The following is a 14536-nucleotide window of genomic DNA, read 5'->3' as shown; positions in this document are numbered from 1 at the left end:
ATGGCTATTATTGTAAATGAACACGACTGAACTGAACCCTGAAATTTTAAAAACCAAACAGCATTTTGAAATACTTGATGGATTAAGAGGAGTAGCTGCGATAGCAATTGTCGTGTTTCATTTTATGGAAATAGTCTATTTACCAGAAAAGAACTTCATTGCACATGGATTCTTAGCGGTAGATTTCTTTTTCTGTTTATCAGGATTTGTAATTGCTTATGCTTATGATGACAGGATTGGGAAAATGGGGCTTTCAGCATTTTTTAAATCCAGGTTGATCCGTTTACATCCTATGGTCATCGCAGGAACGGTTTTAGGATTGATCGCCTTTCTTTTTAATCCATTTACTGGCATACCGGAAGGATATACCGCAGGAAAAATAGCAATGATCTTTTTTGCTACACTCCTGATGATCCCCAATCCTGTAATGGCTGATCGATATTTTAACATTTTTGGATTAAATGCACCAGCCTGGTCACTGTTTTGGGAATATGTCGCCAACATTATCTACGCTTTGGTACTTTACCGACTAAAACGTAGCGTTTTATTATTTTTAGCAGCAATTGCAGCAATTACACTCTGCTATGTGAGTCATCGTGCTAATGGTAGTTTACTAGGTGGATGGGCTGGTGAAAACTTTTGGGATGGCGGTGCCAGAATAGCTTATTCATTTTTGGCAGGAATGCTCATCTTCCGTTTCAACTGGATCATAAAAAACAAGTTGGGCTTTTTAGGGTTATCGGCCTTATTGTTACTGGCTTTCCTTCTTCCACATAGCGAATTGAACTGGCTAACTCAACTATTGGTAGTTCTGGTTTATTTCCCCTTAATTATGGCGATCGGTGCTGGAGCAAACCTTTCTCAGAGCTTAAAAGCCATTTGTGTATTTTTAGGTAAGCTATCTTATCCACTATATATGACACATTATGCCGCTATGTGGATTTTTGCAAGTTATTATACCAAATATCAACCAGGCCTACCATTATTGGTCAGCATCATCATTGGTGGTACAGCCTTACTAATTGGCTTTGCTTATTTAATTATGAAATTTTATGACACTCCCTTAAGAGCCTATTTGCTCATCAAATATTCAAAATGATATGTTCCGGAACCCAATTCCACACTCTCGTTTTTAGAGTCGCCTTTACGCTTCTTTAAATACTTGAGTCCTTCTATTGCATTATTATTCTCTGTGATTTTAGCTCCTGAAGAGTGTGGAAATACTATAGTAGCCTGCGTATTTACAGGTATAATCACATCAAGTATGAATTTGCCATTCTCTATTTTCCAGCTTGATTGTGCCGTACCATAAGGGGTTTCCAGTTTAGCTGTAGCATTGCTGAATTTACCACCAGGGCTTGGCTCTATCCATATCTTTTTATACCCTGCATCAGCGGCCCTAAGTCCCGCAACCCGCTTATACATCCAATCGCCTATCGCACCATAAGCATAGTGGTTAAAGGAATTCATGGAAGTGTTCTGGAAACTGCCATCAGTCTTAATTCCATCCCACCTTTCCCAGATTGTAGTTGCTCCCATTTTTACCGGATACAACCAGGAAGGATAGGTTTCCTGAAATAACAATGCGTAAGCTACGTCATCATATCCAAAACGACTCAACACATGGCAAATGTAAGGAGTACCAAGAAATCCTGTAGTGATATGATTTTTATACGATTTTATATTTTCTACCAATCTTGCCGCAGCCTGGGCACGAAGGCTTTCAGGCAGCATATCAAAATTCAAAGCCAGTACATAAGCTGTTTGAGAATTAGATACCAGGCGGCCTGAAGGGGTTACATACTCTTTTAAAAATGCTGTTTTTACTTTTTCAAGCAGATCAGTATATTTTGCTACATCATCCTTATTACCGAGTACTTCTGCAGCATTGATCATATTTTGTGTAGAAGCCGCATAAAAAGTTTGCGCAATCAAGTGCTTATCAGTAATAGCAGCCTTTCCATCACGATCGTCAGCCATTGTATAAAAAAGCCAGTCTCCATAATGTGTGCCATTATTCCACAAATTATTGTTAGCCACACTACTCATGTAATCTACCCATTTTTTCATACTTGCGTATTGAGCAGACAGTATGCCTTTATCTCCATAAACCCAGTAAAAATCCCATGGGATGATCGTCGCAGCATCCGCCCATCCTGCAGATCCATCAGTACCGCGCATATGGGTAATAGGTATTACTGCGGGAACCCTACCATTTTCATACTGATCTGCCTTCAAATCGCCCAGCCACTTTTTGAAGAAAGTACTTACATTCATATTATATGCTGCGGTATTAAAAAATACTTGTGCATCACCAGTCCAGCCCAACCTTTCGTCTCGCTGAGGGCAATCAGTTGGTACATCAACAAAATTACCTTTCTGTCCCCATTGTATGTTGTGCTGCAATTGATTAATCTGCTTATCAGATGAGGTGAAAAATCCGGTTGGGGCCATATCAGAATAAATTGCCACTGCAGTTAAATTACTTTCATCTAATTTACCAGGATATGTTATCTTGATATACCTGAACCCCTGAAAAGTAAAACGTGGCTCCAGAAACTGTTCTTTTCCATTCAGGATAAATGTATTCTCCTGAAGCGCTGATCTCAAATTACTTGTATAAAAATTACCTTCTTTATCCAATACTTCAGCATGGTTAATTTTCAAAATCTCACCACTTTTCCCTTTCACTTTGATTTGAACCCAACCCACCAGGTTTTGCCCAAAATCAACGACAGTTTCTCCTTTAGGCGTCTTGATAAATTTTAATGGTTTAAATTGTTCCTTTCTGATTACAGCAGGGGATTCCTGAGGAACGAGGTTATCCAATGATGTCTCCACTACTCTTACACCTTTCCACTTCGCTGTTGTCTTAGCATTAATAGGCAAATCAAGTCTTGAGTCAAATGTTTCTCCATTATATATGTCAGCAGCTTTGATTGGTCCTTCGAACGAGGATTTCCAATTACCATCAGAATTTATCACTTGTTTTTTACCATCTGCAGTGGTGATCTCCAATTGGTACAGGAGTCCCACTTCCTTACCATACCAGTTGCGTTTTTTGTTCCATTGTAAGAACCCTCTATACCAGCCATCTCCAATAGACACTACCGCAGCATTTTCACCAGTAGTCAACATACTGGTTACATCATAAGTTTGATATTGCAATCTCTTTTTATAACTGGTCCAACCTGGTGTAAGCAAGCTTTCACTAATATTTTTACCGTTTAACTTTGCTTCATAAATGCCATGAGCAGTAATATACAATCGGGCATCTTTTATTGGAGCACTGATATTAAATGATTTAAAGAATGTAGGTACTGGTCCTGATGCTCCATCAGTTATTTCTTCGGCTTCTATCCATTTCGCTGTCCATTCTGAACTTCTCCCTACCCCTGTCTCAAAATACTGAACCTCACTCCAGGCTGATGAGTTTTTATGATTATCTGTTATTCTTACCTGCCAGTAATAGCGTTGCTTTGATTTTAGAGGAGAACCCGCATAGGCTATATGCAAAGATTGTTTATTATCTACTTTCCCACTTTCCCAAGTCAGATTTTGATTTTTAGACAATGATTCTTTCTGTGTAGCCAACCTCAACTCATAGCTATTTTGCATAGTTTGTTTCTCCTGACTATTTAGCTTCCAACTGAAATGTAAGTCCTGGGCATCTATCCCTATCGGGTTGGTTTTATAATTTACAGTCAGATCAGAAACGCCAAGCTTTTGTGCAAATGCAACTACAGCAACAAACTGAATTAAAAATAAAGCAATGATTTTCTTAACAAGCATGTTTCAATATTTAGTTTAGAGAACTAAATATACATATAAGCAAACACTAACTATCATGTACTGTCATGCTCCCTTATTAAATGGATCTGTATAAAGATATTTGGGAGGATATAAAAAAGACCGATCATAAATGACCGGTCTCTCGTGTTATATCCGCTAAAAAAGCGTTATTTTTAAATCTTACGCTTCAATATCTGGTTCTGCATGTAAAACATCCTTATGTGCATTCGCATCATAATTCGCTTCCAGCTCCGCTAACTTTTTCTTTCCATAAGCCAGCTTAGTAATTAACACAAACAATACCGGAACAATAAATAAGGCTAAGATAGTTGCCGACAACATACCCCCGATCACTGTCCAACCAATTGTCTGTCTGGAAACAGCACCTGCACCTACCGATAGTGCCAAAGGAACAACTCCTAAAATAAAAGCTAAAGAGGTCATCACGATTGGACGTAACCTTAGCTTCACTGCTTCTATCGTCGACGGGATTACACCCATTCCCCAGTCTACCCTTTCTTTCGCAAACTCAACAATCAAAATCGCATTCTTTGCCGAAAGTCCAATCAAGGTAATCAAACCTACCTGAGCATAAATGTTGTTATCCAGATGCGGTAAGAACATTAGTGCTACGATAGCACCGAATAATCCTAATGGGACACTTAATAAAATTGAGAATGGAACAGACCAGCTCTCATATAATGAGGCTAATAACAAGAACACAAATACAATAATTAAGGCAAAGATCACTGTAGTACTATCCCCAGCTTCCTGCTCCTGCTGACTCATTCCTGAGAAGTTGTAATTATAACCCGGAGGTAATGTCTCAGCTGCAATTTTCTCTAAAGCTGCCAATGCCTCACCACTACTTCTTCCAGGTTTTGCAGCACCACTAATTTCAATAGATCTGAACAAGTTATAGTGATTAAGTACAGATGGGTTCTCTACTTTCTTATAAGAAACCATAGTTCCCAATGGAACAGGAACACCTTTCATGTTTTTCACATAAAGCTGATTTAAATCTTCAATCTTGCTTCTGTAATTGGTATCTGCTTGTGCAACAACCCTAAAACTTCTACCATATTTGGTAAAGTCGTTGATATAAGCACTACCAAAGTAAGATGAAATGGTACTGTAAACAGCCCCGATAGAAACACCCATTTTCTTCACCTGATCACGATCAACATGAAGTTTATAATTCGGCGTATTCGAGCTAAACAAAGTATAAGCCATTCCTATCGCCGGATCTTGATTGGCAGCCATTAAGAATTTACCAATTACTTCCTGGAACTTTTTAATGTCTCCAGTTTGCTGTTCCTGAATCTGCAAAGTAAAACCGCCACTAAAACCTAAACCTGGAATTGGAGGTGGCTGTACTGCGATTACACTGCCCTCTTTATCACCAGCAAAAGTTCCTTGTACCTTAGCCACAACATCTGCTACATTTGTTTTACGGTCGTCCCAATGGTGCAACTGTACAAAGAAAGTTGCCGCGTTTGATTTAAATGAACCGTTTAAGATGTTAATTCCTGAAATAGAAGTTACGTTTTTGATTTCAGGATTATCTTTACTGATCTTTTCAACAATTCTATTTACAAAAGCATCAGTTCTTACTGCAGATGAACCTTCAGGCAAGGTTGCTCCCATAATAAACACACCAGCATCCTCATTTGGAATAAAACCTGATGGTTTAGCACTGAACAGACCAACCGTACCTACATAAATACATACCAGCAATACCATTACCAAAGGTGCTTTTTTCAGACACCATTGTACACCTCTGGAGTATTTACTGGTTACCCTTGCAAACCAGGCGTTAAACTTGTAGAAAAACTTGTTCATGCCTTTTGAATCCTTATCGATATTCATTGGCTTCAACATGATTGAACACAATGCAGGTGTTAATGTTAAGGCTATAAATGCTGAAATCAGTACCGAAATCGCAATAGTAATAGCAAACTGTTGATACAGCTGACCTACCATTCCCGGAATAAATCCTACTGGAACAAATACTGCAGCCAAGATTAATGCAATTGCAATAACCGGCGCTGTAATATCTTTCATCGCCTTCCGAGTTGCTTCTTTAGCAGATAAGCCTTCATTATCTATATAATGCTGCACCGCTTCAACCACAACAATCGCATCATCCACCACAATACCGATGGCAAGCACAAAACCGAACAAGGTTAATACGTTTACCGAAAAGCCCAACAGGTTAAAGAATATGAAGGTACCAATAATGGAAACCGGAATTGCCAATACGGGAATTAACGTTGCTCTCCAGCTTTGAAGGAATAAGAATACTACTACAGTTACCAAAATCAGTGCTTCGATTAATGTTTTAACAACACCATCGATAGATACGTTTACGATAGATACCGTTTCATATCCAATAGTATAATCCAAATCCTCAGGGAAAGATTTTTTTAACTGATCAAGCGTTTTGATAATTCCCTCGTAAGTTTGAACCGCGTTACCACCAGGCGTTTGATAAATACCCATCATAGATGCCGATTTACCATTTATCTGAGAATTAATGCTATAAGTAAACTCTCCCAATTCAATTCTCGCAACATCCTTTAGATATACCGCAGAACCATCTGCTGCTGTTTTAACGATGATATTTCTGAATTCTTCTTCCGTACTTAAGTCGCCATCCATGATTACGGAAAACTCAAAAGTCTGATTTTCCTTTTGTGGCGGTCCACCTACACTACCTCCGGGAATACGTGTGTTCTGCTCCTGAATAGCTGCAGAAACCTCTGTTGGAGTAATACCCAAAGCAGCCATTTTATCGGCATTAAGCCATACACGCATACTAAAGGGTTGACCAAAGGCCATCGCATCTCCTACACCTTTAACCCTTAAAATGGCATCTTTAATGTATAAGTTGACATAGTTGGACAGGAACTTTTGGTCGTACGTACCCTTTGGAGAGTGCAGACCAAGCACCATCAACATATCTGTATTAGCCTTTTTGGTGGTTACCCCTAACCTTCTTACTGCTTCCGGTAATGAAGGTTCTGCAATGCCCACTCTGTTTTGCACGTCCAGGGCTGCAATGTCAATATCCGTTCCTACTTCAAAAGTTACAGTAATAGTTGAACGACCATCCGCGGTACTTGAAGAAGTCAGGTATTTCATACCTGGGGTTCCATTAATCTGACTTTCTATTGGTGTGGTTACCGTTTGTTCAACGGTTTGCGCATCCGCGCCGGTATAAGTAGCACTCACCGTTACTGTTGGTGGTGCAATATTTGGGTACTGGCTCACTGGTAATCCAGTTAGTACAATCGTACCCACCAGGACAATCAGTATGGAGATAACAATCGCTGTTACCGGCCGTTTTATAAATACATCTGAGATCATAATGTCTTAAATATTTTTGAACTTTTATTGTGCTGATTTTGCAACAGCATTTTCTTGAGTGGAAGGTGTTGGCTGTACTACAGCACCTGGTCTTACATTCTGTGCACCTTCAGAGACAATTACTTCTCCTGCACTTAAGCCCTGGGTTACAACAACCTTTTGTCCAGCTTCAGCACCAAGTTTAATCATACGTTGTTGTGCTTTACTGCTATCTCCTACTACGTAAACCATATATTCACCCAATTGCTCAGATACAGATTTATAAGGAATAGTCAATTGCCTAGTTTCAGCTTTGTTTAAAACCTTAACGTTACAAGTCATACCACTTAACAACATTCCAGATGCATTAGGGTAACTGATTCTTACTTTGATGGTACCTGTTCCCGGATCTACTGAACGATCTACAGCAACAATTTTACCTGCCATCTGTAATACACTCTTATCCTGAAGTTCAATACTGAAAACTGAATCTTTAACTGTTGAAGCGTTTTTCTGTAGTTTTAAAAAGCGTGGAATATCCTTTTGATTTACCGCAATATCGACTGCAATCGGATCATTTGTCGACACCGTATTTAACAATGTAGAACCTGGACTAACCAGTGCTCCTGCTTTTACCTGAGAAATACCAATGGTACCTGTTAGTGGAGAAACGATTACAGAACGGTTAAGGTTTGCTTTTGCAGTAGCTAAAGCCGCTTCTGCTACTGCAACTTGCGATGCTGCGTTTACCATATCAGTAATTGCATAATCTACTCTTTGTTTAGCTACAGCTTCCTGCTGTGCTAAATTAGTGTAACGCTCTGCATCTTTTTTTGCTTTAAGGTGATTGGCCTTAGCCACTTGCAAATTAGCATTTGCAGAATTGTATGCAGCAAGATAATTGGTGCGGTCTATTTCATATAGCTTTTGTCCTTTGGTCACTTTCTGACCATCTTGTACAAAGATACCAGTAACATAACCACCAACCTCTGCTCTAAGTTCAACTTCATTTAAAGCCACAACTACACCTGGGTAGGTATCAACTGTTGTAACTTCCTCTTCTGCTACCGTATAAACGCTTACCGGCGTAGCCGCTGGTGGTGCCATCTGAGCAGGTTTGTCTGAACTTCCGCATGATGCTAAGAAAACAGTACCTAATATTAAAATGCCTGGTTTTATCGAATTAAAGTTCATCGCTAATTTTATTGAGTAATGGTTATTGTTCCTAATGCTTGCTGCACATCTAATTTTGCGGAAAGCAAACTATAAAGTGCATTTAGATAATTGAGTTGTGAAGTTCTTAGATCGGTTTCGGCCGTCATCAGATCCAGGTATGTCTTAATACCTTCATCATACTGAAGCTTTATCGTTCCATAAACTTGTTTAGAAATTTCCTGATTTTCATTTGCAGTTTTCCAATCATTTAAGCCTGCTTTGTAAGTTGCCATAGCCTGCTCGTATTGACTATTGATTTGATTTCTGGTATTCTCCAGATCTAAATCAATTCTTTTCTCCAATAATTGAGATTTACGAATTTCCTGGGTACGCTTTGTTCCCTGGAAAATAGGGATACTCAATTTCAATCCTGCCATTGAACCAGGGTACGACTCCTTATACAAGTTTTTAAAATCGTTATTAAGATAATTCCAGCTGTAATTTGCAAAAGCAGAAAGCTTAGGCATGTATGCCAGTTTATTATAAGAAGTATTGATTTGTTGAAGCTGACGCTGTGTTTCTAACTGCTTGTATTCAATCCTATTCTGATAATTAAGCACTTGAGCTGTATCTAACAGCACTTCTTGCTCCATACCCTTTTCATTAAACACCAGACTTAAATCTTTACTTGCATCGTAGCCAATAATAGATTTTAAATAAGCGTATTTGAACTTCAACAGTTCCTGTGTTCTTTTTCTATCTGCTTTAGCATTACTTAAACTAATCTGAGCTCTTTGAAAGTCTGTTTTATCAACTAAACCAGCATCATATTGCGCTTTAGCATCTTTAAATTGTTTTTCTAAACGGGATATATTCTCGTCTATGATTTTAAACTGCTCCTGACTGGTCAAAATGTCATAAAAAGCCTTGCTCACTTCAACTACAGTAGTAATCTTAGTGTTTTCGGTACCTTGTTTATACTGTTGTCTGTAATACTTAGCTGATTTAGAAGCCTGAATTAATCCAGCATTTAAAAGTTGTTGATCAGCTTGCAAAGTAATCCCTGAAGTATTTTTAGTACCAAAGGTCATGTACGAAGTTTGTCCATCAACTGTTAAAGCATTAACTTGCTGTTTCATATTGTGGTTAAAATTCGCGTCTGCATTGATCTGAGGTAGCCAACCAGAAAGTGCCGATTTAATATCGCGCTCACCAATTTCTTCATCTACCAATGTCTGTTTTACGCCGGGCTTATTCTTAAGCGCATAGTTAATCACATCCTGCAACGATGCTTGTTGCAATACTGTCTTTGTGCTGTCGGTCTGTGCAAAAATATGCGTAGGAAAGAAGACCGCTGCCATCACAAAAAACACAAATGATATTTTATTTACATTCATATTATCTTTCGAATTGAGAATTTTGAAGCTGCAAAAGTAATTTTCTATTGAAGCCATGCTGGTAAAAGTTGACCGAACTCTTCAATTTTGAGACTGAACCGACTCATAAGCAAACTCAAATGAATTTGATTTATGTAAATTTATAAGTCATGAAACAGATCGGTTGAGTAGGAGGATTATCCGCTTTAGTTTTAAGATTGAGCTATTCAGTTAACTTTTATCATCAGATTGTCTTTTTTATAGTAACATTGTACAAAAAGCCAATAGAAATTAAATGACGTTAAAGAAAGAATCACAAGACTTTTATAGATATCTCAGGTTTATTACTATTCCTGTGGTGTTTATCGGCTTCTATTTGCTGTCTTATATGATTAATCCATATAGGCCATGGTCTTCATTCTTCCAAAGAGAGACCAGCGCAATTCTTAGCGAATGGGGATTTGTTTTGTTATTCTGTTTTTTAATAACAGAGATCTGTCTGACTATAGCACGGATATTAGATAGAAAAATTCCTTGGGTATCACATCCTTTATCAAGGTTTGTACTTCAATTTAGCATACAGATTATTGTTTCTATCCTGTTTCTTTATTTTTACATGAATGCTTCGCTTACTGTTTTTGGAGGCCAGATGAAGTTCAGTGACCTGAATTCTCTTGCATTGCGACAGTCATTTGTAGTCAGCACATTACTATCTGTACTGATCAGTTTAATTTTTACGGGCAATTTCTTTTTACAACAATGGAAAGCCGCTATGCTAGAAACCTCAAATTTGAATTTAAAGGCTGCTGAGCTAAAGCAAATTGCACTTGAATCGGAGTTACAATCACTCAAAATGCAGCTTGACCCACATTTTATGTTCAACAATTTCAGTACTCTTTCTGCGCTGATTGAAGATGATACTAATGCGGCACAGCACTTTTTAGAAAAACTGTCACGTGTATATAGATACATGATTATTAATGTTCATAAAAATATCATCTCTGTAGAAGAGGAAATGCGTTTTGCTGAAGCTTATTTTTATCTGATCAAAATACGACTCGGCGAAAACATAAAAATGCAGATCACCTTAAGTGATGAGGTTCTTAAAAAGGGAATCCCGCCAATTACATTACAGTTATTAATTGAAAATGCAATTAAACATAATACAGCATCACGCTCAAAGCCACTAACGATAAATATTGAAGAGGACGATCAACAAAATCTGGTCATTACCAATTCACTGCAACGACTGAACTATAATATTCCCTCTACTGGTACAGGCCTAAAAAACATAGAAAGCCGTTATCATTTGCTGTCCGACAAACTTCCTGAAGTTACAGAAACTGAGGATCTGTTTATTGTGAAATTACCTTTAATGAACATTTAACAAAAATGCAATGAAATTACTGATTATTGAAGACGAGAAACACAATGCTAACAGATTGCAGGCAATGATTAAGGAGCTTAATCCTGACATTTCTATTGTAGGCATATTGGAAAGTGTGGCAGATAGCATTGAATGGTTTTCATCAAATCATCAAGCTGATCTTATTTTGATGGATGTACGTTTGGCAGATGGTCTCTGCTTTGAAATTTTCTCAGCTTGTAACATCACAACACCCGTTATTTTTACTACTGCATACGATGAATATGCAATACGAGCATTTAAGGTGAATAGCATTGATTATCTGTTAAAACCAATTCATAAAGAAGAACTGGGTGCTGCATTGGCTAAATATGATCAACTTACGAAACTTATAGGCAAACAGCAGCCTGATCCTATGATTTCTAATCTGATTGATATCATTAAAAAGCAAGATCCGGTTTATCGGTCACGCTTCTTAATTCAAATAAATGATGGCTATAAAACAGTCGTAGTTAATGACATTGATTACATCTATTCTGAATTCAAAATCACAAATCTTGTTCTTGAAAACGGACAGGAACATGCGGTCCCTTATACCATGGATGAAATGGAAGAGCAGTTAGACCCTGCAATTTTTTTTAGAGCGAACAGACAACATATTATCAGCATCAATAGCATAAAAGATATTCATAACTTCTTTAATGGAAAATTGAAAGTTATTCTACACAAATACCCTGATGCAGAAGTCTTTATCAGCCGGGAAAAAGCAACGGCTTTTAAACAATGGTTAGACCATTAATGCAACATTTTAAACAATAGCTCTTTTAGTAACTCGCCGTCGGTCGTATTACCAGTACTATCCACTCCTTTGCTTTTCAAATCATATTCTCTCATCAGACTAATGATGTCGAAAGTTTTAGGCAAACTATAATTACGCGCAGCAGTTTCATAATCTTTGACAAAGTAAGGATTTACCCCAAGCTCTTTTGCAGCATCTCCTTTATTAGGCAAATAGTGATATTTAAGAATTTTCGCAAAATAGGCATTCAGATTGGCCATCACCATTACCATAGGATTTGCCTTAGGATTATCAGCAAAATAATTAATGATCTGGTTGCACTTTAGCACATTTTTAACTGCTAATGCTTTTTGCAATTCAAATACATTGTACTCTTTACTTATTCCTATATTTTTCTGAACAATATCGGTATCGATAGTAGTCTCCTTGCTAATGTTTAAAATCAGTTTTTCTACCTCATTCGCAATTTTAGAAAGATCAGTACCCAGGTATTCCGCCATTAAAGCCGATGCCTGAGGAGCAATTTTATAGCCTTTTTCAGCTACCAATCCATCTATCCATTGGGCCAATTTATAATCGCGTACTAAATCCGACTGGAAAACAACACCGTTCTTATCTATTGCTTTATAGATCTTTTTACGTTTATCGAAGTTGCCGTATTTATAACCTAAAACCAAAATAGTACTCGGCAATGGTTTTTCGAAATAACTCAGTACAAATTCAGCAGTTTTACTACTCCCCTCAGTTTCTTTTGCCCATTTCAAATCCTGCGCCTCTTTTACAACTACAAGTTGATAATCAGACATCATTGGATAACGCTTGGCGGCATTCATAACGGTTGCCATATCGGTATCCTTACCATATAAAACAGTTTGATTAAAACCTTTTTCCATATCATTCAGAATATGCTCTTCCATATAATGGATGATCTGATCTATATAATAAGGTTCTTCCCCATGTAACAGGTAAACAGGTTTAAACTTTCTTGCTTTAATGTCTTTTATTATGTCGGCAGCACTCATATGATGAGCCAAACTTAGATAATTTTTTTGTCTACTTTTGCACAATTATCATTTATATCTAACCTATGAATCATTTATGCCCTCTATGTAAAACAAGCTACCCATCTGACATAAATTTTTGTGTGAAAGATGGTGCCAGGCTTATTGCAGAAAACGCTACTGCTGATTATAATAACCCTGAAATCCACAATCCTTTTGAACGTCAGCCACAAAATGGTTTGCCTTACAACAAAGCCTCTATTGGAAACAGGTTTGCAGCAATACTTATAGATGGCTTAATTTTTATTGGATTGATGATTCCTGCCGCGGCAATTCTGTTTTTCGCTTTTATTTACGCTTATGGAAATAAAGAGGAAATTGCCATAACACTTTGTATTATTGGCGGATTACTAACCTTAATTCCTATTGCTTTTCAACTTTTAAAAGACGGTTTCAAAAATGGACAAAGCCCAGGCAAAAGAACCATGAAGCTGATGGTAATTGATCTGGACACGAATATGCCTTGTACAAGAAAAAAATCGTGCTTAAGAAACGTGATCGTCCTATTACTAGGATTTATTCCATTTGTGGGTAGTTTTATAGAACCAGTTATGGTATTCGCAACTATTGATGGCAGAAGGCTGGGCGACCGTACCGCCAACACTATGGTAATAGATAAAAGTCAATATTTCAATTAAAAGAACTCTTATGAACTGTATAAAATGTAATACTCCCAATGCTGAAGAAGCAAAATTCTGTAAAAATTGCGGAGCAAATATTGCCCCATCTCAGTCGGGCGAAAAAAACAATGAGCAAAGTATAAAAGCCCTATTGATCATTCTTGGAATAGAGTATTTTTTCTCTACAATCATGTTCCTCCTTCAACGGTTTATGTTTTCGTCTGTAATGAGCAATGGTAACGGTGAAAACATTAATTTGATCTATAACATCTATGGATGGACCTCAGATATTGTAACATTAGCGGCAATATTCTATTTCATGGTAACCCTCACGAACAACAAGGTTAAAACAGCCTTGGTTATATTTTTCATCTTAAGACTTACATTTATGATTGGCTATAGGGCGGCTCCTTTCTTCAATCTTTTATAATTTTACCAGCTGATGCCTGAACAAAAAAGCATGTCTTTTACACCAACCCCACTCAACTTACCGGAATATCCTTTTAGAATTACATTAAAGGATGCCCAGCATTTCATATTTGATGAGGTAAGAAAGAAACACCTGGTATTAACACCTGAGGAATGGGTGAGACAACATTTTATACAATACCTGGTTGTTGTAAAGAAGTTTCCCAAATCTTTAATACAGATTGAAGGCGGGCTAAGTCTGAACAAACTTCAGAAAAGAACGGACATTGTAATTTTCAATACCCAGGGAAAAAGAATTATGGTGATTGAATGTAAGGCTCCTTCAGTAAAAATCACACAGTCGGTATTCGATCAGGCAGCAAGGTACAATTCTGTGCATAAAACCAAATGGCTCGTGGTAACAAATGGCTTAAGACATTGTTACGCCGTTATTGACCACCAGGCTGAACAGTTTGCATTTATTGAAGAGTTGCCAGAATATCAGGCGCTCTAATCATCAAAAATAACATCAAAATAACCGTTCGCTTCTGCGTCTGGCATCTTTTGCTGAAGGGAAAAAGCGCCTGAGGCAGCATCAGAGAAAGTAATTT

Annotated in this window: 11 protein-coding genes; 6 read left to right on the top strand and 5 right to left on the bottom strand. The window is 37.7% G+C overall.

The features are described 5' to 3' along the window. The first annotated feature begins 16 nt into the window (after positions 1-16). Positions 17-1099, top strand: coding sequence for an acyltransferase family protein (locus tag WC623_RS06340; RefSeq protein WP_372849107.1), 1083 nt, complete (start codon positions 17-19; stop codon positions 1097-1099). Here the strand turns inward: WC623_RS06340 and WC623_RS06335 are convergent. The 4 genes from WC623_RS06335 to WC623_RS06320 all read right to left on the bottom strand — a co-directional run bounded on the left by WC623_RS06335 (position 1072) and on the right by WC623_RS06320 (position 9692). Continuing rightward, complete coding sequence (locus WC623_RS06335) at positions 1072-3792, bottom strand: family 78 glycoside hydrolase catalytic domain (protein ID WP_372849105.1); 2721 nt, start codon at positions 3790-3792, stop codon at positions 1072-1074. The genes WC623_RS06340 and WC623_RS06335 overlap by 28 nt on opposite strands. A gap of 180 nt (positions 3793-3972) precedes the next feature. After that, a complete protein-coding gene (locus WC623_RS06330) occupies positions 3973-7161 on the bottom strand; it encodes an efflux RND transporter permease subunit (protein WP_372849103.1) in 3189 nt (1062 codons plus the stop codon). 24 nt (positions 7162-7185) lie between these two features. Then, positions 7186-8334, bottom strand: coding sequence for an efflux RND transporter periplasmic adaptor subunit (locus WC623_RS06325; protein ID WP_372849101.1), 1149 nt, complete (start codon positions 8332-8334; stop codon positions 7186-7188). An 8-nt stretch (positions 8335-8342) separates the two neighbouring features. After that, positions 8343-9692, bottom strand: coding sequence for a TolC family protein (locus tag WC623_RS06320; RefSeq protein ID WP_372849099.1), 1350 nt, complete (start codon positions 9690-9692; stop codon positions 8343-8345). 274 nt (positions 9693-9966) lie between these two features. On the opposite strand from WC623_RS06320, the gene WC623_RS06315 reads away from it, so the two are divergent. Together WC623_RS06315 and WC623_RS06310 are read left to right on the top strand one after the other, a co-directional pair. After that, entirely contained in the window at positions 9967-11058 is a 1092-nt protein-coding gene (locus WC623_RS06315) for a sensor histidine kinase (protein WP_372849097.1), read from the top strand. Between the two features lie 10 nt (positions 11059-11068). After that, on the top strand, positions 11069-11836 hold the full coding sequence (locus WC623_RS06310; RefSeq protein WP_372849095.1) for a LytR/AlgR family response regulator transcription factor: 768 nt from the start codon (positions 11069-11071) through the stop codon (positions 11834-11836). Here WC623_RS06310 and holA read toward each other — a convergent pair. After that, complete coding sequence (holA, locus tag WC623_RS06305) at positions 11833-12858, bottom strand: DNA polymerase III subunit delta (RefSeq protein ID WP_372849093.1); 1026 nt, start codon at positions 12856-12858, stop codon at positions 11833-11835. The two genes, WC623_RS06310 and holA, sit on opposite strands and share 4 nt — an antisense overlap. A gap of 65 nt (positions 12859-12923) precedes the next feature. Here holA and WC623_RS06300 point away from each other — a divergent pair, with 65 nt between their 5' ends. The 3 genes from WC623_RS06300 to WC623_RS06290 are packed head-to-tail and all read left to right on the top strand — an operon-like array spanning position 12924 to position 14439. Continuing rightward, positions 12924-13535, top strand: a complete 612-nt coding sequence (locus WC623_RS06300; protein ID WP_372849091.1) for an RDD family protein — start codon at positions 12924-12926, stop codon at positions 13533-13535. 10 nt (positions 13536-13545) lie between these two features. After that, positions 13546-13947, top strand: coding sequence for a hypothetical protein (locus WC623_RS06295; protein WP_372849089.1), 402 nt, complete (start codon positions 13546-13548; stop codon positions 13945-13947). Positions 13948-13977: 30 nt separating this feature from the next. After that, complete coding sequence (locus WC623_RS06290; protein ID WP_372850558.1) at positions 13978-14439, top strand: type I restriction enzyme HsdR N-terminal domain-containing protein; 462 nt, start codon at positions 13978-13980, stop codon at positions 14437-14439. The last annotated feature ends 97 nt before the right edge of the window (positions 14440-14536 follow it).

The organism is Pedobacter sp. (assembly GCF_041645105.1).
Lineage (GTDB): Bacteria > Bacteroidota > Bacteroidia > Sphingobacteriales > Sphingobacteriaceae > Pedobacter.
The sequence above is the reverse complement of the archived record's forward strand: the minus strand, read 5'-3'. Positions and strand labels throughout refer to the sequence as shown.